We start from the raw sequence: 21,867 nt of genomic DNA, 5'->3' as shown, positions 1-21,867 counted from the left end.
TCAGCCCGCGTCGGCGAAGGCCGTGTCCATCTTCTTCGCCGCCTCGTCCGAGGCCTTCGCCACGTCCTTACGGCCGGAGACGATCTCCTGGAACATCGTCGGCAGGATCAGCGAGGCGTCGATCTGGGCCCACGCGGGCGAGGCGGGGACGAACTTGGCGCCCGCGCCCAGGGACTGGACGAACGGGGCGACGAAGGGCTGCTTCTTCGCGGCGTTGTCCAGGACGTCGGTGTAGGTGGGCAGGAAGCCCATCGCGTCGAACATCTCGGCCTGGGTCTTCTTCCCGGCCAGGGACTTCATCAGGTCGACGGCGAGGCTGCGGTGCGAGCTGCTCTTGAGTACGCCGATGTTGTTCCCGCCCGCGAAGGCCGGGGCGATGGAGTTCTCGGCGACGCCGGGCAGGGGCACCACGGCGTACTTGCCCGTGACCGAGCCCGCCTCGACGGCCGCGTGGCTGAAGTCGCCGCCGATGGCCATGGCGGCCTTGCCGGAGGCGAAGGCGGTCACGGTGGCGTTGCCGCCCATGGAGGCGCACTTGGCGGCCGGGCAGTTGTCGTCGCCGAAGAGGGAGGTGTAGGCCTCGATGCCCTTGCGGGCCTTGTCGCTGTTGATGCCGGAGGTGAACTTCCCGTCGGTCTCCCCCGCGAGTTCGCCGCCGTTGGCCCAGATGAAGGGCATCGCTCCGTAGGTGTAGGCGCCGCCGACCGCGAGGCCGTAGAGCTCGGGCTTCTCCTTGCGGATCTTCTTGGCGGTGGAGATCAGTTCGGCCTGGGACTTGGGGGCCTGGACGCCGAGGTCCTTGAAGACGTCGGTGCGGTAGTAGAGGGCCCGGACGCCGACGAAGAAGGGAGCGCCGTAGACCTTGCCGTCGACGGTGACGGACTGTTTGGCGATCGGGTCGGTGTCCCGGGCCTCGTCCCAGGCACCGAACTCCTCGCTGACGTCCGCGAGTCCGCCGTCCTTGACGTACCCGGCGGTGTCGGTGTTGCCGTACTCGATGAGGTCCGGGGCGCTCTCGGGGTCGTTGAACGCCGCCTTGATGCGCTGGGCGCGGGTGTCGACGGGTATGTACTCGATCTCGACCTTCGCGCCCTCGTGGGCCTTCTCGAAGGCGGCGACGGCCGCGTCGACGACCTTCTCCTTGGGCTTGTTGCCGACCTCCTGGAAGAGCCAGACACGGAGGGTGCCCGTCTTGTCGTCACCCTTGGCACTGGTGTCGGAGGTCTGCGGCGCGCAGGCGGTGGCGGTGAGGCCGGCCAGCACAAGTGCCGCTACTGGGGCGGCCATTCGGGCAGAAAGCTTCATCCGGAACCCCTACCGGTCATGCGTTGCACCATGTGCAACGTGCGTTTCGTTCTGCACAACTGGCAGGAGAGTAGATCCGAGCCCGTACGTGGACAAGTGGTCTCCACCACTCTGTGACCAGCGGACGCAGCCCGTGCAACGCGACGGCCCGGCCACGGGGAGTGACCGGGCGGCGGGGCCGGGGGTGCCCGGCCGGGCGGACCCGGGGCCGGCGGGCAGCGATAAGGCCCCCGGGGCGCGCGGTGTCGCGCGCCCCGGGGGCCTCACAGGGACGGGAGGGGCCTACTTCTTGTCCTGGCCGCCGCCCTTGCCCTTGTCCTTGTCGCCACCGGCGCCCATGGACTCGTAGATCTCCTTGCACATGGGACAGACCGGGTACTTCTTCGGGTCGCGCCCCGGCACCCAGACCTTCCCGCACAGCGCCACCACGGGAGTGCCCTCCAGGGCGCTCGCCATGATCTTGTCCTTCTGGACGTAGTGGGCGTAGCGCTCGTGGTCGCCGTCGCCCCTCGACACCTGCGGCGTCGGCTCGACGAGGGTCCCCGTACCTGCCCCGCGATCGGGCTCAAGAGTGCTCATAACCGCCAAGGGTACTGAAAGAGACGGCCTTCGGTTGAGGGAAGGGTCACCCCGGACGAAACGGACGACCACCCGCCGGTTGGGCGGGAGATCAACTCGGCCGGTCATGCCGGTCGCGGCCATCGAGCGGGAGACCGTCCCGGCCGGTCGCCTCAGTTGAGCGAGGGATCGTCCGGATACGTGGCGATCATGGCCAGCTCGCTGCGCTGGCGGCGGAGCACCGCACGCCACAGCCGCTCGGGGTGCGGCGAGGACACGTCGCCCGGCTCCGACTCGACCACGTACCACGCGCCCTCGTTCAGCTCGCCCTCCAGCTGGCCCGGCCCCCAGCCCGCGTACCCGGCGAAGATCCGCAGTGAGCCCAGGGCGGGGCCGAGCAGCTCCGGCGGGGCCTCCAGGTCGACCAGCCCGATCGCCCCGTGCACCCGGCGCCAGCCGAGCGGGCCCTCGCCGCCCGGGATCACCGCCACGCCGAGCGCCGAGTCCAGGGAGACCGGGCCGCCCTGGAAGACGACGTCCGGCTCACCGGTCAGCGCGGCCCAGGAGGTGAGGATGTCGACGACGCCGACCGGGGTAGGGCGGTTGAGGACCACGCCGAGGGAGCCCTCCTCGTCGTGGTCGAGGAGCAGCACCACCGCGCGGTCGAAATTCGGGTCCGCGAGGGAGGGTGTGGCCACGAGCAGTCGCCCTGTGAGCGAGGACACCTCCGTCATGGCAGAAATGATCCCGCATCTCGGCCCTTCGCGGGAGGCGAGTGGACGGGATGGCCGTATCAGGAGACCGAGCGCAGCTCAGGGCGCACGGAGGCACGGGGAGCGCACCGGGCGGCGGGGGCGCGGCGGACCGTGCGGGCGGTGACCCTCCGCGAGATCGGGTGAGCGGAGGGTGCTCCGGCGGATTCATGACGTCCGTACAGCCCCTTCGTCTGACGGAAGGGGGGCAGGAGGCCATTACTCTTTTCGTTGGCCCCCCTGCCCGACCACTCCGGAACGCGAGATACATGACCGGCACAGACGATGTCCTGCTTGTCCACGGCGGCACCCCGCTGGAGGGCGAGATCCGCGTCCGAGGCGCCAAGAACCTGGTGCCGAAGGCCATGGTCGCCGCGCTGCTCGGCAGCGGGCCCAGCCGCCTCCGCAACGTTCCCGACATCCGCGACGTACGGGTGGTCCGGGGGCTCCTCCAGCTGCACGGCGTCACGGTCCGTCCGGGCGACGAGCCGGGCGAACTGATCCTCGACCCCTCGCACGTCGAGTCGGCGAACGTCGCCGACATCGATGCCCACGCGGGTTCCTCGCGCATCCCGATCCTGTTCTGCGGCCCGCTGCTGCACCGCCTCGGCCACGCCTTCATCCCGGGCCTGGGCGGCTGCGACATCGGCGGCCGGCCGATCGACTTCCACTTCGAGGTGCTGCGCCAGTTCGGGGCGACCATCGAGAAGCGGGCGGACGGCCAATACCTGGAGGCCCCGCAGCGGCTGCGCGGCACCAAGATCCGGCTGCCCTACCCCTCGGTGGGCTCCACCGAGCAGGTGCTGCTCACCGCCGTCCTCGCCGAGGGCGTCACCGAGCTGTCCAACGCGGCCGTCGAGCCGGAGATCGAAGACCTCATCTGCGTCCTGCAGAAGATGGGCGCGATCATCTCCATGGACACCGACCGGACCATCCGGATCACCGGTGTCGACAAGCTCGACGGGTACACCCACCGGGCGATCCCGGACCGTCTGGAGGCGGCCTCCTGGGCGTCGGCGGCGCTGGCGACCGAGGGCAACATCTATGTGCGCGGCGCCCAGCAGCGCTCGATGATGACCTTCCTCAACACCTACCGCAAGGTCGGCGGGGCCTTCGAGATCGACGACGAGGGCATCCGCTTCTGGCACCCGGGCGGCGCGCTCAACGCCATCGCGCTGGAGACGGACGTGCACCCGGGCTTCCAGACCGACTGGCAGCAGCCCCTCGTGGTGGCGCTGACGCAGGCCGCGGGCCTCTCCATCGTCCACGAGACGGTGTACGAGTCGCGTCTCGGCTTCACCTCCGCGCTCAACCAGATGGGTGCGCACATCCAGCTGTACCGCGAGTGCCTGGGCGGCTCGGACTGCCGCTTCGGCCAGCGCAACTTCCTGCACTCGGCGGTCGTCTCCGGGCCGACGAAGCTCCAGGGCGCCGATCTGGTCATCCCCGACCTGCGCGGCGGCTTCTCGTACCTGATCGCGGCACTGGCGGCCCAGGGCACGTCCCGGGTGCACGGCATCGACCTGATCAACCGCGGCTACGAGAACTTCATGGAGAAGCTGGAGAAGCTCGGCGCGAAGGTCGAGCTGCCGGGCGGTTCACTCGTCTGAGGCACCGCGCTGCCGCACACCGCGACGCGCACCGGAGCCCCGGCCCCCACCGAGGGGGCCGGGGCTCCGGCTTTCCGCCCTCCGCGGGCCCGCGGGGCGCCGACCACGCGGCCGGGCGGGCCCCGTAACGCTGTGGACGAGGCCCTGAGGGCCGCGCGCGGGGGCGTCGGCGCCCCGGAGGCCCGGAGGCCTGCCGACGGGCCTGTGCGGGACGCATGTGCTCCTGGCATGCGCGAGGGCGGCCGCTCCCGGTGGGAGCGACCGCCCTGTCTGCGCCTTGAGGGTTACTTGCCCTTGGCGGCTTCCTTGAGCTTCGAGCCCGCGGAGACCTTCACGCTGTAGCCGGCGGGGATGTTGATCGGGTCGCCGGTCTGCGGGTTCCGAGCGGTGCGAGCGGCACGGTGGGTGCGCTCGAAGGTCAGGAAGCCGGGGATGGTGACCTTCTCGTCGCCCTTGGCGACGATCTCACCGACGGTCTCGGCGAGCGCGGCCAGCACGGCGTCGGCGTCCTTGCGAGTCACCTCGGCGCGGTCGGCCAGGGCGGCCACCAGCTCACTGCGGTTCATGTTGTTACTCCCGTGTTCTTCTTGCCTGTGAGGCGTGAGATCGAAGCCGATGCTGCCAGGGCCCTCTGACAGTCCCCGGACCCGGGTCTGATGTCAGACCCTCTCGCCCGATTACGCATCCTGCCCCCACCAGCGGCGGGAAAGCCAATCCGGCACACTTCGGGGTCAATGAAAAGCGCCACGGTGTCCTCGTGGTGACGCTCCGTCGACTTGCCCGAGCGGTCCGCAGCGGATGCCGGGCCCCGCAGGGCCCACTGCCCGCCCACCCTAAAGGGGCGTTTGGGGCGTGGCGACCCGCGACGCGCCGTAGGGCCGTGCGCGGTACGGACCGGAGCGCCCCGCGCATGGCCCCTCGGGACCTCCGGAACACTCCGCTCCGGATGGACGCGCCCGGACCGCCAGGCCGGGCGGGCCGGAGGGGCCGTACGGGCCGGGCGCGGGCCGAGCCAGCCGGGCGGCGGGTCAGACGGTCGTGGCGGACGGCGTTCCGGTGGCCGTGGCGGCCTTGGCGGCCGCGCTGACGGCTCCGGCGACCGCGCCCGCGACCTTGTCGTTGAAGACCGAGGGGATGATGTAGTTCGCGTTGACCTCGTCCTCGGCGACCACGTCGGCGAGGGCTCCGGCGGCGGCGAGCATCATGTCCGTGTTGACGGTGCGGGACTGGGCGTCCAGCAGACCGCGGAAGACGCCCGGGAAGACCAGCACGTTGTTGATCTGGTTGGGGAAGTCGGAGCGGCCGGTGGCGACGACCGCCGCCGTCTGGCGGGCGATCGCCGGGTCGACCTCCGGGTCGGGGTTAGCGAGGGCGAAGACGATCGCGCCGTCCGCCATCGCCGCGACGTCGTCGCCGTTCAGCACGTTCGGGGCGGAGACGCCGATGAAGACGTCGGCGCCGACGACGGCCTCCTTGAGGGTGCCGGTGACGCCCTCGGGGTTGGTGTTGTCGGCGATCCAGCGCAGCGGCGAGCCGGTGGAGGCGGAGACCAGGTCGTCGCGTCCGGCGTGCACCACGCCGTGGATGTCGGCGACGACCGCGTGCTTGACGCCCGCGGCGATGAGCAGCTTCAGGATGGCCGTACCGGCCGCGCCCGCGCCGGACATGACGACGCGTACGTCACCGATGCTCTTGCCCACCACGCGCAGCGCGTTGGTGAGGGCGGCGAGGACGACGATCGCGGTGCCGTGCTGGTCGTCGTGGAAGACCGGGATGTCCAGGGCCTCGCGCAGCCGGGCCTCGATCTCGAAGCAGCGGGGCGCGGAGATGTCCTCCAGGTTGATGCCCGCGAAGCCGGGGGCGATGGCCTTGACGATCTCGACGATGGCATCGGTGTCCTGGGTGTCCAGGCAGATCGGCCAGGCGTCGATGCCCGCGAAGCGCTTGAAGAGGGCCGCCTTGCCCTCCATGACGGGCAGCGCGGCCTTGGGGCCGATGTTGCCGAGGCCGAGCACCGCGGAGCCGTCCGTCACGACGGCGACGGAGTTGCGCTTGATGGTGAGCCGGCGGGCGTCCTCGGGGTTCTCCGCGATGGCCATGCAGACCCGGGCGACGCCGGGGGTGTAGATCATCGAGAGGTCGTCACGGTTGCGGATGGGGTGCTTGGACGCCATCTCGATCTTGCCGCCGAGGTGCATCAGGAACGTACGGTCGGAGACCTTGCCGAGCACGACCCCGTCGATGTCGCGCAGGCCTTCGACGATCTCGTCCGCGTGCGAGGTGGAGCTGGCGGCGATCGTCACGTCGATCCGCAGCTTCTCGTGGCCGGAGGCGGTCACGTCGAGGCCGGTGACCGACCCCCCCGACGACTCCACGGCCGTGGTGAGCTGGGAGACCGCGGTGCCGCTCGCGGGCACCTCCAGCCTGACCGTCATCGAGTACGAGACGCTGGGCGCCGTTGCCATGGCCGTGTCCTTCGCTTTCCTCAGCTTCATTGCCGCGCAACCGGAACCCTCGTTCCGGACACGCTTCCCGATCGTCGCACCTACCGGCCGGTAGCCGGTAATGACTGCCGTCTTTCGGAAAGTAGTTTCCACCATACGAGAGTCCACCCGTTCGACGGAACCCCCGACGGCCGGATGGACGCGAGCGGAAACCCCCGTCGGCCGCGAGAGCGGGAGTCGCGTGGACGAGAGACGAGAGTCGCGTAAACCAGAACAGACCCGCGCCACCATCAGGTGACGCGAGTCTGTCTTCTCGGTGCTGAGGTGGCACCGGCCCGCCATGCTCGCCTCGCGGCAAGTGGTCGCTCGTAGCGACGAAGGTTGGGCCCGGGGGCTTGGATCGAGCCGGTGCCAGTACCACGGTAACAAAGACCCACGAGAAGTCATTCCCGTGCGACAAGTTGACGCACTAAACCTTTTCCGGCCACCCGATCGGACACCTCGCGGCGACGGAACGGAGGCCGGGGCCCCCGCCCGTCGTCAGTCCCGCAGCAGGTCGGGGACCCCGTCCTCGTCCGGCAGGTCCCGCGCCCCCGAGACCACCGTGAGCTGCTGCGTCGCCCGGGTCAGCGCCACGTACAGCACCCGCAGCCCGGCCGGGGACTCGTCCGCGATCTCCGCGGGCGAGAGCACCACCGTGGCGTCGTACTCCAGGCCCTTCGCCTCCAGGCTGCCCAGCGCCACGACCCGCTCCCCCAGCTCCGCCACCCACTCCCGGGCCTGGGCGCGCCGGTTCATCGCCACGACGACGCCGACCGTGCCGTCCACCTCCGCCAGCAGCCGCCGCGCCTCCTCGCGGACGGCGGCGGCCGGGCCCCCGTCGCCCACCGGCACGAAGCGGGGCACCACCCCGGTCGAGCGGACCGCCGTCGGGGACGGGGTCCCGGGCATGGCCAGCGCCAGCACCTTCGCGGCCAGCTCCGCGATCTCCGCCGGGTTGCGGTAGTTGACGGTGAGCGTGAAGCGGCGGCGGGGCCGGGAGCCGAGCGCCTCGTCCCGGGCGGCGGCCGCCTCGTCCGGATCGGACCAGGAGGACTGGGCCGGGTCGCCCACGACCGTCCAGGTGGCGTGGCGGCCCCGGCGGCCCACCATGCGCCACTGCATCGGGGTGAGGTCCTGCGCCTCGTCGACGATGACGTGCGCGTACTCGGTGCGCTCGGCCGCCAGCCGCTCCGCCCGCTCCCACTGGGTCTCCTCGCGCCGCGGCATCAGCTCCTCCAGGCCGGAGAGCTGGTCCAGCGGGTCCAGCTCGCGCTTGCGCCTGGGCCGGTGCGGGGTCCCCAGCAGCGCCTGGAGCTCGTCCAGGAGGGCCACGTCGTGGACGGAGAGCGCCCCGTTCCCGTCCGCGTCCAGCCGCCGCAGGGAGCGCGCCAGACGGCGTACCTCGCCCTGGTTGAGGATCCGCCGCGACCAGCGGGACAGCCGCTTCTCGTCGGCCATCGCGGCCAGCACCCGGCGCGGGGTCAGCTCGGGCCACCAGGCGTCGAGGAACTCCAGGAACGGGGTCTCGGTGGAGACGTCCTCGTCGAACGAGGAGCGCAGCTCCGCGACCAGTTCGGGGTCGGTGTAACGGCCGCGTCCGGAGGACTTGTTCCACAGGGCGTCCAGCAGCAGCTTGCGGGCGCGCGGGCGCAGCAGGTTGACCGGGGCGGTGCCGCCGAGCGCGTTGTGCCGGATGCGCCTCAGCTCCTCGGACTCCAGCTCGATCCGGGCCCCGAAGGCGACCACGCGCAGCCGGTCGGGGACGGCCGCGGGGCGCGCTCGCTCGGGCTCGTCGCCGAAGGCCAGCTGCCCGTCCGCCCGCTGTCCGTCGTCCGCGCCCGGCCCGCCGTCGGCCCGCGGCTCGTCGAGCGCGCCCCGGGCCGCCTTGCGCAGCACGGGGAGCATCCGGGAGGACCCCTTGACCCGGGACACCGCCGGTTCGTCGTAGGCCCCGCCGTCACCGGGCCGCCGCCCCTCGCCGGGCCCCTCCGGGCCGCCCTTGCCGTACGCGCCCTCGGGTCCGGCCGCCTCGTCGGACAGCGAGCCGATCGCCCGGATCGCGACCTGCCCCTCCTCGCCGAGGGAGGGCAGCACCCCTTCGGTGTACGCGACGAGCAGCGGAGTCGGCGAGACGATCAGGATGCCGCCCGCGTACCGCCGCCGGTCCTGGTAGAGCAGGTACGCCGCCCGGTGCAGGGCGACCGCGGTCTTGCCGGTGCCGGGACCGCCGGTCACCTCGGTGACGGAGGCGGCGGGGGCCCGGATGACCAGGTCCTGTTCGGCCTGGATGGAGGAGACGATGTCCCGCATGGTGTGGCTGCGGGCCTGGCCGAGCGCCGCCATCAGCGCGCCGTCCCCGATCACCGGCAGCCGCTCGCCGTCCAGGGACGCCGTCAGCTCCGGGCGCATCAGGTCGTCCTCCACCCCGAGCACCTTGCGGCCCTTGGAGCGGATGACCCGGCGGCGTACCACCCGGCCCGGTTCCTTCGGGGTGGAGCGGTAGAACGGGGCGGCGGCCGGGGCCCGCCAGTCGATCACCAGCGGCGCGTAGTCGGTGTCCAGGACCCCGATCCGGCCGATGTGGAGCGTCTCCGCGATGTCGGCGGTGGCGTCCTCCCGTACGGAGTTCTCCGCCGGTTCGACGGAGGTGTACGCGCCGTCCGGGCCGCGCTCCCCGTCCTTGCCGAGCAGCAGGTCGATCCTCCCGAAGAGGAAGTCCTCGAACTCGCTGTTCAGCCGGTTGAGATGGATACCGGCCCGGAAGACCTGGGCGTCGCGCTCCGCGAGCGCCCCGGGCGTGCCGACCTGGCCGCGCTTGACGGCGTCGTCCATGAGGAACTCCGCCTCGTGGATCTTCTCCTCAAGGCGGTGGTAAACCCGGTCGAGATGCTCCTGCTCGACACCGATCTCCCGGTCCCGCAGCGATTCGACAGCGGCATCCTGCGCGGCCACCGAGGCCCCCTTCGTAACGGCACTGGGCAGCCGACAACCTTATGCGAAGGGGGGCCCGCGCGCACCTGCCGCCCCCGCATCCCGGCCGCGCGTCGCGCCGGACGGCCGCCGGCGGGGCACGGTTCACTCGACGCCGGGCGGGATTTCCTTCCCGAGCGCCCGGCGGCGGTGGCGGGCGACCCGTTCGCGGTTGCCGCAGACCTCCCCGGAGCACCAGCGCCGCCGTCCGCCGCGCGAGGTGTCCAGATAGAGCCGGTGGCAGGCCTCGCCCTGGCACCGGCGCAGGGCGGTGCGGGCGACCGGGTCGGTGAGCAGGTCCACCGCGTCCCGAGCCACGACCGCGAGGAGCCCCGCGCAGTCGGGGGCGGCGCTCAGGGCCCGCACCAGGCGGCCGTCGGCCGTGCGCACCGCCCGGGGCCCCGGCGGCGCCCCGGCCGCCAGGACGTTGACCCGGGCCAACGCGGCGTCCGAGCGGGGGCCGCCGAGCTGAGCTGCCATCAGGCGGCTGATGTCCGAGCGCAGTTCGTGGAAGCGGTCCACCCACCCGCCGTCCACGGCGGTGAGCGCCGTGCCGGGCGGGACGAGCCGGGCGGCGGTCAGCCACCGCGCCAACTGCTGTGGTCCGGGGAGCTGTTCGCCCGCGCCGGGCGCGCCGCCCGCGCTCTCGGTGGCCACCAGGTCGAGGCAGATCCGCCCCGCGTCGAACCGCCACACGTGCGCGCCCCTGCCCGTTCCCATGCGCGGGTCACCGCCTCGGTGTCACCGGTGGACTGCCACCCCCAGAGTGCCCGCACCGGGGCCCGGCCGGAACCCCGCCGGTCACGGCGCCGGCGGTTCGTCGTGCAGCAGCCGCTGGAACAGGTGGTGGTCGCGCCAGGCGCCGTCGATGTGCAGATAGCCCGGGGCGGTGCCGATCCGTTCGAACCCGGCCTTGGCCAGTACCCGCTGGGACGCGGTGTTGCCGGTGACGGTCGCCGCCTCGACCCGGTGCAGGCCGAGGCGGTCGCGGGCCGCCGCGCAGACGGCGCCGACCGCCGCGGTGGCCAGTCCGCGTCCGGCGTGGTCCACGTCGACCCAGTAGCCGAGGCGGGCGTTGCGGAAGGAGCCGCGCTCGACAGCGGAGAGGGTGAAGGCGCCGATCACCCGGTCGTCGCCGTCCGCGAGCACCCAGGGCATGGCACGGCCGCCGTCCCGCTCCGCGAACAACCCGGCGAGCCGCACCCGTTGGCCCTCGGGCGTGTAGAAGCTCTCGGGCCGTACGGGCTCCCAGGGGCGCATGTACGCCCGGCTGCGGGTGAGGGCCGTGGCGAAGGAGGACGCGTCGGTGAGCGTGGCGGGCCGGAGGGTCACGTCCGGGACGGGAAAGGCGGGAAAGCGGGGGTGATCGGTCATCCGGCCACGCTAGCCGGGCACCGGGCGCGCGTGCCGGGCGTCGTCCGCCGGGCGGCCCGCCGACGCGCCCCAGCGGCTCGCACCCGGCACAGCACAGCACGGCGCACGCGCACCCCAGCGGCCTCCGCCCGGCGGCGGCCCGGCTCAGCGCCCGGAGTCGGCGTCCCCCGACGGGTCCAGGGCCAGCCGGTAGCCGCGTTTGACGACGGTCTGGATGAGCCGGGGCGCGCCGAGGGCCGAGCGCAGCCGGGCCATCGCCGTCTCCACCGCGTGTTCGTCGGTGCCGCCGCCGGGCAGGGCGCGCAGCAGGTCCGCGCGGGCCACCACCCAGCCGGGGCGGCGGGCCAGGGTGTGCAGGAGGGCCAGGGCGGCGGGCGGCACCGCGCGCGGTTCGTCGTCGACCAGGACGGCGTGGCCCCGGATCTCGACCCGGTGTCCGGCGACCGGCAGGATGCGGGCGGAGGCGGGCAGCTGGGCGCAGACCAACTGGACGAGGGGGCCGAGCCGGAAGCGTTCCGGCTGGACGGTGGCGACGCCCCGGGCCTGGAGCGGCTGGGCGGTGACCGGTCCGACGCAGGCGACCAGGACGTCCTCGCGCAGGGCCCCGAGGATCTCCGGGAGCAGCCCGCGGGTCTCGGCGCGGCTCAGGAACGAGGCGGCGGCGGGGGCGCTGGTGAAGGTGATCGCGTCGAGGCCCCGGGCGGCGGTGACGTCGAGCATCCGGTCGAGCGGGGCGAGGTCCCGTGGGGGCATCCAGCGGTAGACCGGCAGGACGACGACGTCCGCGCCCGCGGCGGTCAGGGACTCCACGAACCCGGGCAGCGGTTCGCCGTGCAGTTGGAGGGCGACCCGGCGGCCCGCGACGCCCTCGGTGAGGAGCCGGTCGAGGACCTCGGCCATCGATTCGGACCCGGGCGACCAGGTCTCGGTCAGCCCGGCGGCCCGGACGGCGCCCCTGACCTTGGGTCCCCGGGCGAGGAGTTCGGCCCCGCGCAGGGTCTCCAGCAGGGCGTCGCCGATGCCCCAGCCGTCGGCGGCCTCGATCCAGCCGCGGAAGCCGACCGCGGTGGTCGCGACCGCCACGTCCGGCGCGTGGTCGATCAACTCTTTTGTGGCGGCGAGTAGTTCACCGTCGTCGGGGAGGTGGACGATCCGCAGGGCGGGGGCGTGCAGGACGGCGGCCCCACGTCGGCTCAGCAGGGCGCCGAGTTCCTCGGCACGGCGGGCGGCGGTCACACCGACCGTGAAGCCCGCGAGGGGTTCGTGCGTCCCGTCGTCGTCCCGCATGGCGTGTTCCCCGGCTCGTGTGGTCCCGCTGGCGCTGGTCTGTTCCCCTGGTCCGCCGGTACGCGTCGTCCCGTGTCAGGTCTCCCGCTCGCGTGTCGCCCGGTGCCCGCCCTGAGTGCTCATCCCGCTCGCCCGTCGGTGCGGAGAACCGAGACTGCCAACCCCGCGTGACAGCCCCGCATCCGCCGTATTTCCCGGCCGTTACGTCCCGCGTCGCCCGGCCGGGCCCTTACCGTCACCTTCGCGTCACCGGTCTGCGGCTTCGCGGGTACGGGGCGCGGGCGGTGACCGGCGGCGGGTATACCGCCCGGGTGACCGGAGCACCCGCCGCGGGAGGCGGCGAAGAGGCGGAAGACGTCGGCCGCCGGGCGGTGCCGTGTGGTGCCCGGTGAGCGGCGTCCGGGGGCGCCGGTCACCGCCGCCGTCCGTCGGGCCAGAGCCGCGGGCGGCGGCGGGCGGCCAGATCCTCGGCCCAGCCGAAGGCGAGGACGCAGAGCGCGATGAGGACCCAGGTCAGCGCCAGCACGGGGATCCAGCTCTCCAGGAGCCACGGCACGTGCTCGCCGAGAGCGTCGACGGACCAGAGCCGGTCGTAGAGCGTGGCGGCGGCCAGGATGCAGACGTTGTGCCAGAGATAGACGGTCACCGCCCGGGAGTTGAGCAGGGTGACCGGCCGGTCGAAGGGGCGCAGCCGTCTCGGCCACGCGGTCCAGGAGGGACTGTGGTGCAGCAGGAGCAGCACACAGCCGAAGGACCACAGGGCCTGGGCGAGCGGGATGGTGTCCAGGTCGAAGCCGTCGCGGAAGCCCTCGTGGACCGCCCATCCCAGCCCCGCGCCCGCCACCAGCGGGGCGAGAGAGGGGACGGCGTAGGCCGGGAGCCGCTTCAGCAGCCCCTCCTGGTGGGCCATGCCGAGGGCCCAGCAGGCGCCGAAGGTGGAGAAGTCGGTGATCGCGGAGTCGAGCCGGTCGGTGGTGGTGACCAGGTCGAGCCGGAGGACGACGGCGAGCACGAGGGGGGCGAGCAGGGTCGCCCACGGCAGTCGGCGCAGCCCGCGCAGCATCAGCGGGGAGAGCAGCACGAACCAGAGGTAGGCCCGGAGGTACCAGAGCGGTCCGGCCAGTTCCTCGGGCCAGCTCTCCCCCAGGAGGCCGGGGACGCCCGCCACCTCCTTCGCGTACGGCGGATCGCTCAACGGCAGGGCCCAGTACGTCAGATGCTGCCACCACCAGCCGGGGTGCCCCTCGGTGTCCGGGCCCCAGCCCTGGGCGGCCATGCCGGTGACGCCGATCGCGCCGAGCAGCCACAGCGGTGGCAGCAGGCGGCGGATCCGGCCGCGGATCACCGGTACGGCGGGCCGCTTCAGCGAACGGGCCATCAGGGTCCCGGCGAGCGCGAACATCACACCCATGGACGGGAAAAGCACCGGCAGCCAGGCCCAGCCGGTGAGGTGGTAGAGGACCACCCGGCTGAGGGCGAGGGCCCGGAGAAGGTCGAAGTACCGGTCACGGGCGGGTGGTTGGCCAAGCGACTGGTCCCGGGCGGCCGGTTGGGCGAGTGGCCGGTCGTCGGACGGCGGTGGGCCGACGGAGCGCTCGCCGGGGCGCGGTCGGCGGAGGTCCGGCTCGGCGGCGACCGGGGGCGGGGGCAGCGCGGTCATACGTACGGCCTCCGGCCCACGGCCCCGGACCCGTCGTCCGCGGCCCGCGGACGGGGCGCGGGCGCCCTCCCGGGCGGTGCCTCCACCGCCCCCGTGCGGCGCAGCTTCTGCCAGCGCAGCCGGCCGCCGGTGAGTGCGGTGATCCAGGACTGGAGCAGCACCACGTACATGAGCTGCCGGTAGAGGATCTGCTGGAGCGGCAGCGAGATCAGGTGGACCATCCGCTCCTTGTCCAGCCGGAACGCGTACGCGGCGCAGACGCCCTGCACCAGGAGCACCCCGAACCAGGCGGCGACCGTCTTCGCGGTCGGGCCGAAGACGAGCCCGTACAGCAGGAACACGTCGATCAGGGGAGCCAGCAGCGGGGCGAGGACCATGAACAGCGAGACGAACGGCAGCCCGACCCGCCCGAAGCGGCCCGAGGGCCCGCCCTCGATCACCGCGCGCCGGTGCTTCCAGATGGCCTGCATGGTGCCGTAGCTCCACCGGTAGCGCTGCGACCACAACTGGCTCACGGACTCCGGGGCCTCGGTCCAGGCGCGGGCGTTCTCCGCGTAGACCACGCGCCAGCCGTCGCGGTGCAGGGCCATCGTGACGTCGGTGTCCTCGGCGAGGGTGTCCTCGCTCATCCCGCCGACCCGCTCCAGGGCCACGCGCCGGAACGCCCCGACGGCGCCCGGGATGGTGGGCATGCAGCCCAGCACGTCGTACATCCGGCGGTCCAGGTTGAACCCCATCACGTACTCGATGTGCTGCCAGGCGCCGATCAGCGAGTCCCGGTTGCCGACCTTGGCGTTGCCCGCGACGGCTCCGACCCGGGGGTCGCCGAAGGGCTGGACCAGCTCGCGGACGGTGGAGGGTTCGAAGACGGTGTCGCCGTCCATCATCACGACGATGTCGTGACGGGCGTGCCGGATACCGTTGTTGAGGGCCGCCGGTTTGCCCGCGTTGCGCTGGCGCACCACCCGGACGCCGGGCAGCCGCATCGCCTCGACGAGGTCGGCGGTGCGGTCGGTGGAGCCGTCGTCGATGACGATGATCTCGACGGGGTGGTCGCTGGCGGCCAGGGAGCGGACGGTCGCCTCGACGCACTCGCGTTCGTTGTACGCGGGGACCAGGACGGAGACCGGACGGGTGAGGGGTTCGCCCCAGCGGAAACCGGCGCGCCGGACCCGGCGGGCGTGCACGGACGACAGCAGCAGCATCAGGCCGAAGCGGGCCAGCACCAGGACGCCGACGACGGCGAGGCCGACGACCAGGACGCCGGTGATCCGCTCGGAGACGGCGACGGCGGCGACGAACGCCTTGCCCCGCCACAGGGCGAAGCCGGTGACCGGGGTGTGCGCACTGGGGGCGTCGAGGGCGGTGGTGAGCCGGGTGAAGGTGTAGCCCTTCGCCCGCAGGTCCGGCAGGAGGGTGCCGAGCGCGGCCACGGTCTGGGAGCGGTCGCCGCCGGAGTCGTGCATCAGGACGACGGCGCCCTCGCCGCCCTCGGGTGTGGCCCGTTCGACGATGGCGCGGACCCCGGGGCGTTTCCAGTCCTCGCTGTCGGTGTCGGTGACGACGGTCAGATAGCCCCGGCCGCCGATGTGCCGGACGACCGGCCACGACCTGTTGTCCAGGGCGTGCGCGGACGAGGAGTAGGGCGGCCGGAACAGCGAGGTACGGATCCCCGCGGCGCCCGCCAGCGCCAGTTGGTTGCGGGAGAGTTCCCGGTCGACGCGGTCGGTGGACTGGTAGGAGAGGTCGGGGTGGCCGAAGGTGTGCAGGCCGATCTCGTGGCCCTCCTCGACCATCCGGCGGACCAGGTCCGGGTGGCGCGCGGCCATGGCCCCGGTGACGAAGAAGACGCCGTGCGCACCGTGCTCCTTGAGCTTGTCCAGGACCTTCGGCGTCCAGACCGGGTCGGGCCCGTCGTCGAAGGTCAGGACGACCCGGTTGGCCGGTACGCGCCGTGTCGTGGGGGCGGCGGAACGGGCGTCGATGACGGGCCCGCCGCTCAGGATCGCCGCAGGCACCCGGGTGTTGGGGGCGGGGGGCCGCACGCGGTGGTCTGCCTCGATCTCGTTGTGGACGTAACCGCGGAGCATCAGCATCGCGAGCAGGGCGACGAGCAGGGTCGACGGCAGGAGGTAGCGCAGGGGGAGCCGGTAGCGGCCCCGGTTCCTTGCGCCTTTCACCGTCGCACCCCGCCTGCCCCGCCGGGCGGGGGGCGTCATCTAACTGGTGCCCTCGTCCACGGCCGGGGGCCCAGTGGGCTCGGCGCTCTGGCTCGGGGCCGCGGTGGTGGGCACCGGGTCGGGCGTCGGCGGCGGAGAGGTGGCCGACGGCGCGGCGGTGGAGGGGGCGGGAGCGGGCCTGGTGGCTCCACCACCACCGGCGGCCCCGTCCCCGGATGCGCCGGGCGCGGGGGCGGACGGGGTCGCGGAGGGGCGGCCGGTCGCTCCGGCCGGGACGAGCGCGGTGCTCGCGGACGGGACGGCGGCCCCGGAGGCGTCGGACACCGGGACCGCTGCGCCGGTGGTGGCGACGGGGGCGGCGGCCGGTACGCCGGAGGGGGCCGGGTCGCCGCGGGGCGCGGGCTCCGTCTCGGCCTTCTCGGCCTTCGCCTCCTTGCCGGGCTCGGTCAGGGGCAGCCAGGGGACGCTGGAGTTGCCGCCGAGGACGGCGAGCAGCAGCGTCACGGCGAAGGCGGCGCAGACCCCGGCCAGGGCCCAGCCGATCCGGCGGAGGGTCTTGCCGCGGCGGCCGCTCGCGTCCACGAAGACAGGTCCGGCGGGGCCGCCCCCCGGGGCGGGCTCACCGGGCAGCTCGGTGCGTTGGCGCCCCATACCGTCCAGGTCGACCGTCGCCTGATTGGGCTCGTGCGTGTGGCCCGTTCTCATACCTTCGCGCCATTGGTCCATAGCGGTAGCCATCCCCCACTCCATGAATCAGGCGCTCAGAATGTGGCCGGTTCTTCACTGTCGGACTGGTCCCCACCCGTCCTCGAACCCTGATGGCCGTGCACCCGGACGATGAATGTAGCGCGCGGTATTGACGCTTACGTGCCCGTGAACGGAGTCGGTCAGGAATGGCCGCGCATCGGTGCCGGATCGCTCGCGGGCGACCAGAATCCGGCAAGCACTGAATCCGGCCACACTCATTCCTCGCCTGGGCCGGGCCCGTCCACCCGCTCACCGAGGCCTCCCGGACGGCGCGGAAGCACGAGCCACGGAGGCACGAGGCGAGGAGCACGGGGGCATGGGGGCATGGGGGCACGCCAGCCTGCAAGCAGAGGGCAGAGGGTACGGAGACATGGAGGCACGGAAAAGCCTCTGCCCCGCGAGCGGACTCGCGGGGCAGAGGCTTCATGGGAACGGTGGAGATGGCGGGAATCGAACCCGCGTCCAACGGTGCGGAACCAGGGCTTCTCCGAGTGCAGTTCGCTGCGCTTTTCTCGGCCCCGGAGGTCACGCGAACAAGCCTCCGACAGGCCCAGCCACTGTTTGATTTCCTCCTCGGTCCCGTGGCCGGGCCGAGAAGTTTAGATCCCTAGCTGATGCCAGGATCCGGGTCGGGATCACCCCCGGGCTGACACTCCGCAGAGTCTTCGCTAGCTGCTAATTAGGCAGCGAGAGCGAAGGCGGAGGAATCGCGCTTGGAATTGGCGATTATTGTTTGCGACATATGGTTTACGAGATCATTGCCGCTTCCTCGACTCGCTTCCCCTGCTTCGACATCCGCTGTCGAAACCGATCATCCCCATGTTGATTTTTCAATCCGCGCACCTTCGCTGAGGTGCGAGGTCCATCGTACGTGACCAACGCCGGACGGTGCCACCGTATTCCCGCGGCCACCTGCTGCCCGCGCGGGCCGGGGCCCGGCCGGGGCCGGTCAGGCGCTGCGCTGCCGCCTGCGGACGGCCGCGATGGCACGGTTCGTCTCCCGCGTGTCCTGCTTCTCGCGGAGCGTCTGCCGCTTGTCGTACTCCTTCTTGCCCTTCGCGAGCGCGATCTCGACCTTGACCCGGCCGTCCTTGAAGTACAGCGCGAGCGGCACGATCGTGTGCCCCGTCTCCTGCGACTTCGACTCCAGCTTGTCGATCTCGGCCCGGTGCAGCAGCAGCTTGCGCTTCCGCTTGGCCGCGTGGTTGGTCCAGGTGCCCTGGACGTACTCGGGCACATGGATGTTGTGCAGCCATGCCTCGTGGCCGTCGATCTGGACGAACCCGTCGACCAGGGAGGCCCGCCCCATGCGCAGGGACTTCACCTCCGTCCCCATGAGGACGAGGCCGCACTCGTAGGTGTCGAGGATGCTGTAGTCGTGCCGCGCCTTCTTGTTCTGCGCGATCATCTTGCGCCCGGTGTCTTTGTCCTTCGCCATAGTGCGGTCATTTTCGCACTACGACCCGCCCCCGAGGCCACTCAATACCGTCTCGGCCCGCTGCTGGGCCCGCTCGCGCACCACCAGGTCGGGTGTGATCCCCCGGCCGTCGACGCTGCGGCCGCCCGGGGTGCGGTAGTGGCCGACGGTCAGCTCGGCCACCGAGCCGCCGGGGAGCTCGCTGGGCATCTGCACGGAGCCCTTGCCGAAGGTGGGCGAGCCGACGGTGACCGCGCGGCCCCGGTCCTGGAGGGCCCCGGTCAGCAGCTCGGCGGCGCTCATCGTGCCGCCGTCGACCAGGACGACGACCGGCCGGTCCGTGTCACCGCCCGCGTCCGCGTACAGCGCCTGCTCCTCGCCCCGGACGTCGTACGTGGCGACCAGGCCGCCGTCCAGGAAGGCGGAGGCGGCGACGACGGCCTCGGCGACGAGTCCGCCGGAGTTGGCGCGCAGGTCCAGCAGGATCCCGGCGCCCTCGGGAGCGTCCCGGACCGCGTCCCGGACCTCGGCCCCGGCGCCCTTGGTGAAGGCGGCCACCTTGATGAGCACGGCCGACGAGGGCCCGGCGCCGATCCGCCGCACGGTGACCGCGTCGGTCGTCAGCCGGACCCGTTCCAGGGTCCTGGTCCAGCTCCGCCCGTCCCGTACGAGCCCCAGCTCTACGCGGCTGCCCTCGGCCGCCTGCGTACCGTCACCGCGCAGGGAGGCGACGACCTCGGCGACGGGCCGTTTGCCGACCCGGCGGCCGTCCAGGGTGTCCAGCAGGTCGCCGGCGCGGATTCCGGCCCGGTCGGCGGGGCCGCCGGGCTGGACGCGCGAGACGCTGACCGCGCCGCCGTCGGTCCGCCGGGCGGAGAGCCCGACGCCGGTGTAGGCGCCGTCCAGGGCCTGCTCGAACTCCTCGTACTCCCGCTCGTCGTAGACCGCGCCCCAGCGGTCCCCGCTGCGGCTGACGACCTCCTCGGCGGCGTCCTTGACGGACTTCCCGTCGGCCTGCGCGTCGGCGGCGGCGTCCTCGATCTCCTCGCGGTCGACCGGGGCGGCGGTGGAGGCGACGGAGCGGGTTCTCGCGCCGGAACCGGCGGCGGGGTCGTCCTGCGGGAGTGTTCCGGTCGCCGCGGCCGTGGCCAGAGCGCACCCGAAGACCAACGTCAGAGCCGCCCCGCGGCGAAGACCGCGGGGCCCGAAGCGGTACCCACCATCCGACATGCCGCCGAGTCTAGGACAAGCCCCCCGGGCCGCACGGGTACTTCCCCGTGCACCCCAGGGGGCACATGTCACACCTTCAGGTACTTGCGAAGCGCGAAGAGGGCGGCAATGGCGGGCATCAGCAGACCGATCGCGAGGACCAGCGGGAGCTTGGTGAGGACCGCGTCCCAGCCGATGAAGTTGATCAGGTTCAGCTTCTCCTGGAGCGCGAGCCCGCCGTCGATCAGGAAGTACCGGCCGCCCAGCAGCATCGCGCAGGCCAGTACGCCGCCGATCAGACCGGCGACGGCCGCCTCCATGATGAAGGGGGCCTGGATGTAGAAGCCGGAGGCTCCCACCAGGCGCATGATGCCCGTCTCCCGTCTCCGGCTGAACGCGGAGACGCGCACGGTGTTGACGATCAGGATCAGCGCGATGACGAGCATGAGGATCATCACATAGACCGCTACGGCGTTCATGCCGTTCATCAGCTCGAAGAGCTGGTCCAGGATGGACCGCTGGTCCTGGACGGACTGCACCCCGTCCCGCCCCTCGAAGGCCGTCGCGACGACCTTGTACTTCTCAGGGTCCTTGAGCTTGACCCGGAACGACTCCTGCATCTGGTCGGGCGTGATGTTGCCCGCCATCGGGGAATCGCCGAACTGCTCCTGGTAGTGCTTGTACGCCTCGTCGACCGTCTCGAAGTGGACCGGCTTCTCGACGGCGTCCATCTTCTCCAGATCAGCCTTGATCTGGTCCTTCTGCTCTGTGGTGACAGCCCCCTTGGCGCACTTGGGCATGTCCTTGGCGTCGTTCTTGTTGCAGAGGAAGATGGAGACGTTGACCTTGTCGTACCAGTAGTCCTTCATCGTGCTGACCTGCTCGCGCATGAGCAGCGCGCCGCCGAACAGGGCGAGCGAGAGGGCGACGGAGACCACGACCGCGAAGGTCATCGTGAGGTTGCGGCGGAGACCGACGCCGATCTCCGACAGGACGAACTGGGCGCGCATGGCGTCCTTTCAGTGCAGTGCTCGATGCTCGAAGTACGCGAACGGCCCGGGGGCCGCCCGGTCAGTGCTGGTAGCCGTAGACGCCGCGCGCCTGGTCGCGTACGAGACGGCCCTGTTCGAGCTCGATGACGCGCTTGCGCATCTGGTCGACGATGTTCTGGTCGTGGGTCGCCATGATCACGGTGGTGCCGGTCCGGTTGATCCGGTCCAGCAGCTTCATGATGCCCACGGAGGTCTGCGGGTCGAGGTTGCCGGTCGGCTCGTCCGCGATCAGCAGCATGGGGCGGTTGACGAAGGCGCGGGCGATGGCCACGCGCTGCTGCTCACCGCCGGACAGCTCACCGGGCATCCGCTCCTCCTTGCCACCGAGGCCCACGAGGTCGAGCACCTGGGGCACGGCCTTGCGGATCTCGCCGCGCGGCTTGCCGATGACCTCCTGCGCGAAGGCCACGTTCTCCGCGACCGTCTTGTTGGGCAGCAGGCGGAAGTCCTGGAAGACCGTCCCGAGCTGGCGGCGCATCTGCGGCACCTTCCAGTTGGACAGCCGCGCGAGATCCTTGCCGAGCACGTGGACCATGCCGGTGCTGGCGCGCTCCTCGCGCAGGATCAGCCGCATGAAGGTCGACTTGCCGGAGCCGGAGGAGCCCACCAGGAAGACGAACTCACCCTTGTCGATGTCCAGCGAGACATCGCGCAGAGCCGGTCGGGTCTGCTTCGGGTAGGTCTTGGAGACGTTGTCGAATCGGATCACGGATGCACCACGGTCGGCCGGGAGTAGGTGAGCGTGACCATACGCGAACCGGGCTCACGCGTGCAGGCGGCGTCCGGCAATGGGCGCTTTATGGCGAATAGCCACCCGGAACGCATCGGGGCGGACCGGCCCTTGTCCGACGGGGCGCGCCGAAACCGCCGCGAGCTGGCACAGTGGTGGGGGGAACGGTTGCGTCCCCGCGAGCGTTGTGCGGAGAGAACGCAGAAGCGGCTCCGCCGCGCGGGAGGAGGAAGGCGCATGACCTATGACCGACTGGTGTGCGCGAACTGCGCGGCGCCCGTGAGCGAGGGCCGCTGCCGCGTCTGCCGTGCCGTGCGGCAGCAGATGCTGGAGGAGCAGGGCCAGGGCCCGCTGGCCGGGATGAGTCCCGCCGCGCTGATCGCCCTGATGGTGGTGCTGCTCGGCGCCCTCGCGCTGCTGGCGCACCAGGCCGCCTGACCTCCCCGCCCTGCCCCCTCTCGGTCTTGTGTGCGGCCCCTCTCGGCCCTCCGTGCGGCTGGTCCTGCGTGCGGCCGTCTGAGCGGTCCGTA

18 protein-coding genes and 1 other RNA gene are annotated in these 21,867 nt (G+C 72.2%); 2 read left to right on the top strand and 17 right to left on the bottom strand.

The genetic code is table 11. The features are described from left to right. The 3 genes from ACIRRU_RS07065 to ACIRRU_RS07055 form a co-directional block, all read right to left on the bottom strand. A complete protein-coding gene (locus tag ACIRRU_RS07065; RefSeq protein ID WP_403677215.1) occupies window positions 1-1,305 on the bottom strand; it encodes an extracellular solute-binding protein in 1,305 nt (434 codons plus the stop codon). Window positions 1,306-1,587: 282 nt separating this feature from the next. Continuing rightward, on the bottom strand, window positions 1,588-1,884 hold the full coding sequence (locus tag ACIRRU_RS07060; protein WP_363199776.1) for a DUF3039 domain-containing protein: 297 nt from the start codon (window positions 1,882-1,884) through the stop codon (window positions 1,588-1,590). A gap of 152 nt (window positions 1,885-2,036) precedes the next feature. Then, a complete protein-coding gene (locus ACIRRU_RS07055) occupies window positions 2,037-2,597 on the bottom strand; it encodes a YqgE/AlgH family protein (protein ID WP_363199777.1) in 561 nt (186 codons plus the stop codon). A gap of 287 nt (window positions 2,598-2,884) precedes the next feature. On the opposite strand from ACIRRU_RS07055, the gene murA reads away from it, so the two are divergent. After that, window positions 2,885-4,225: a UDP-N-acetylglucosamine 1-carboxyvinyltransferase gene (gene murA, locus ACIRRU_RS07050; RefSeq protein ID WP_006124927.1), complete on the top strand. Its 1,341-nt coding sequence runs from the start codon at window positions 2,885-2,887 to the stop codon at window positions 4,223-4,225. 284 nt (window positions 4,226-4,509) lie between these two features. Here murA and ACIRRU_RS07045 read toward each other — a convergent pair whose 3' ends face one another. The 14 genes from ACIRRU_RS07045 to ftsE form a co-directional block, all read right to left on the bottom strand. Further along, window positions 4,510-4,791 (bottom strand): HU family DNA-binding protein, encoded by a 282-nt coding sequence (locus ACIRRU_RS07045; protein WP_003968811.1) that lies wholly within the window; start codon window positions 4,789-4,791, stop codon window positions 4,510-4,512. A 462-nt stretch (window positions 4,792-5,253) separates the two neighbouring features. Further along, a complete protein-coding gene (locus tag ACIRRU_RS07040; RefSeq protein WP_403677211.1) occupies window positions 5,254-6,690 on the bottom strand; it encodes an NAD-dependent malic enzyme in 1,437 nt (478 codons plus the stop codon). Window positions 6,691-7,209: 519 nt separating this feature from the next. Further along, window positions 7,210-9,663 (bottom strand): HelD family protein, encoded by a 2,454-nt coding sequence (locus ACIRRU_RS07035; RefSeq protein ID WP_403677208.1) that lies wholly within the window; start codon window positions 9,661-9,663, stop codon window positions 7,210-7,212. 123 nt (window positions 9,664-9,786) lie between these two features. Continuing rightward, window positions 9,787-10,401, bottom strand: coding sequence for a CGNR zinc finger domain-containing protein (locus ACIRRU_RS07030; RefSeq protein WP_403677206.1), 615 nt, complete (start codon window positions 10,399-10,401; stop codon window positions 9,787-9,789). Window positions 10,402-10,482: 81 nt separating this feature from the next. Further along, on the bottom strand, window positions 10,483-11,055 hold the full coding sequence (locus ACIRRU_RS07025; protein ID WP_403677203.1) for a GNAT family N-acetyltransferase: 573 nt from the start codon (window positions 11,053-11,055) through the stop codon (window positions 10,483-10,485). A 144-nt stretch (window positions 11,056-11,199) separates the two neighbouring features. Beyond that, window positions 11,200-12,342: a uroporphyrinogen-III synthase gene (locus ACIRRU_RS07020; RefSeq protein WP_403677200.1), complete on the bottom strand. Its 1,143-nt coding sequence runs from the start codon at window positions 12,340-12,342 to the stop codon at window positions 11,200-11,202. Window positions 12,343-12,754: 412 nt separating this feature from the next. After that, on the bottom strand, window positions 12,755-14,002 hold the full coding sequence (locus tag ACIRRU_RS07015) for an acyltransferase (RefSeq protein WP_403677197.1): 1,248 nt from the start codon (window positions 14,000-14,002) through the stop codon (window positions 12,755-12,757). Beyond that, window positions 13,999-16,221: a bifunctional polysaccharide deacetylase/glycosyltransferase family 2 protein gene (locus ACIRRU_RS07010; protein ID WP_403677195.1), complete on the bottom strand. Its 2,223-nt coding sequence runs from the start codon at window positions 16,219-16,221 to the stop codon at window positions 13,999-14,001. Before ACIRRU_RS07010 ends, ACIRRU_RS07015 begins: the two co-directional genes overlap by 4 nt. Further along, on the bottom strand, window positions 16,222-16,920 hold the full coding sequence (locus ACIRRU_RS07005) for a hypothetical protein (protein WP_403677192.1): 699 nt from the start codon (window positions 16,918-16,920) through the stop codon (window positions 16,222-16,224). A gap of 441 nt (window positions 16,921-17,361) precedes the next feature. Continuing rightward, window positions 17,362-17,748, bottom strand: a transfer-messenger RNA (tmRNA) gene (gene ssrA, locus ACIRRU_RS07000). 130 nt (window positions 17,749-17,878) lie between these two features. Continuing rightward, window positions 17,879-18,367, bottom strand: a complete 489-nt coding sequence (gene smpB / locus ACIRRU_RS06995; protein ID WP_363199786.1) for an SsrA-binding protein SmpB — start codon at window positions 18,365-18,367, stop codon at window positions 17,879-17,881. An 18-nt stretch (window positions 18,368-18,385) separates the two neighbouring features. After that, a complete protein-coding gene (locus tag ACIRRU_RS06990) occupies window positions 18,386-19,576 on the bottom strand; it encodes a S41 family peptidase (RefSeq protein WP_403677187.1) in 1,191 nt (396 codons plus the stop codon). Between the two features lie 68 nt (window positions 19,577-19,644). Continuing rightward, window positions 19,645-20,565, bottom strand: coding sequence for a permease-like cell division protein FtsX (gene ftsX / locus ACIRRU_RS06985; protein WP_363199788.1), 921 nt, complete (start codon window positions 20,563-20,565; stop codon window positions 19,645-19,647). 61 nt (window positions 20,566-20,626) lie between these two features. Next, the gene (gene ftsE / locus ACIRRU_RS06980) at window positions 20,627-21,316 is read right to left on the bottom strand and encodes a cell division ATP-binding protein FtsE (protein ID WP_363199789.1); all 690 of its coding nucleotides are present in this window, start codon (window positions 21,314-21,316) and stop codon (window positions 20,627-20,629) included. 258 nt (window positions 21,317-21,574) lie between these two features. Here ftsE and ACIRRU_RS06975 point away from each other — a divergent pair, with 258 nt between their 5' ends. Beyond that, window positions 21,575-21,775: a hypothetical protein gene (locus ACIRRU_RS06975; protein WP_403677183.1), complete on the top strand. Its 201-nt coding sequence runs from the start codon at window positions 21,575-21,577 to the stop codon at window positions 21,773-21,775. The last annotated feature ends 92 nt before the right edge of the window (window positions 21,776-21,867 follow it).

This window comes from Streptomyces sp. NPDC101181 (assembly GCF_044767975.1).
Taxonomy (GTDB): domain Bacteria; phylum Actinomycetota; class Actinomycetes; order Streptomycetales; family Streptomycetaceae; genus Streptomyces.
The sequence above is the reverse complement of the archived record's forward strand: the minus strand, read 5'-3'. Positions and strand labels throughout refer to the sequence as shown.

Coding starts and splice junctions, on each gene's coding strand:
- ACIRRU_RS07065 (WP_403677215.1), bottom strand. CDS start 1,305: ATGAAGCTTTCTGCCCGAATGGCCGCCCCAGTAGCGGCACTTGTGCTG.
- ACIRRU_RS07060 (WP_363199776.1), bottom strand. CDS start 1,884: ATGAGCACTCTTGAGCCCGATCGCGGGGCAGGTACGGGGACCCTCGTC.
- ACIRRU_RS07055 (WP_363199777.1), bottom strand. CDS start 2,597: ATGACGGAGGTGTCCTCGCTCACAGGGCGACTGCTCGTGGCCACACCC.
- murA (WP_006124927.1), top strand. CDS start 2,885: ATGACCGGCACAGACGATGTCCTGCTTGTCCACGGCGGCACCCCGCTG.
- ACIRRU_RS07045 (WP_003968811.1), bottom strand. CDS start 4,791: ATGAACCGCAGTGAGCTGGTGGCCGCCCTGGCCGACCGCGCCGAGGTG.
- ACIRRU_RS07040 (WP_403677211.1), bottom strand. CDS start 6,690: ATGGCAACGGCGCCCAGCGTCTCGTACTCGATGACGGTCAGGCTGGAG.
- ACIRRU_RS07030 (WP_403677206.1), bottom strand. CDS start 10,401: ATGGGAACGGGCAGGGGCGCGCACGTGTGGCGGTTCGACGCGGGGCGG.
- ACIRRU_RS07025 (WP_403677203.1), bottom strand. CDS start 11,055: ATGACCGATCACCCCCGCTTTCCCGCCTTTCCCGTCCCGGACGTGACC.
- ACIRRU_RS07020 (WP_403677200.1), bottom strand. CDS start 12,342: ATGCGGGACGACGACGGGACGCACGAACCCCTCGCGGGCTTCACGGTC.
- ACIRRU_RS07015 (WP_403677197.1), bottom strand. CDS start 14,002: ATGACCGCGCTGCCCCCGCCCCCGGTCGCCGCCGAGCCGGACCTCCGC.
- ACIRRU_RS07010 (WP_403677195.1), bottom strand. CDS start 16,221: ATGACGCCCCCCGCCCGGCGGGGCAGGCGGGGTGCGACGGTGAAAGGC.
- ACIRRU_RS07005 (WP_403677192.1), bottom strand. CDS start 16,920: ATGGCTACCGCTATGGACCAATGGCGCGAAGGTATGAGAACGGGCCAC.
- smpB (WP_363199786.1), bottom strand. CDS start 18,367: ATGGCGAAGGACAAAGACACCGGGCGCAAGATGATCGCGCAGAACAAG.
- ACIRRU_RS06990 (WP_403677187.1), bottom strand. CDS start 19,576: ATGTCGGATGGTGGGTACCGCTTCGGGCCCCGCGGTCTTCGCCGCGGG.
- ftsX (WP_363199788.1), bottom strand. CDS start 20,565: ATGCGCGCCCAGTTCGTCCTGTCGGAGATCGGCGTCGGTCTCCGCCGC.
- ACIRRU_RS06975 (WP_403677183.1), top strand. CDS start 21,575: ATGACCTATGACCGACTGGTGTGCGCGAACTGCGCGGCGCCCGTGAGC.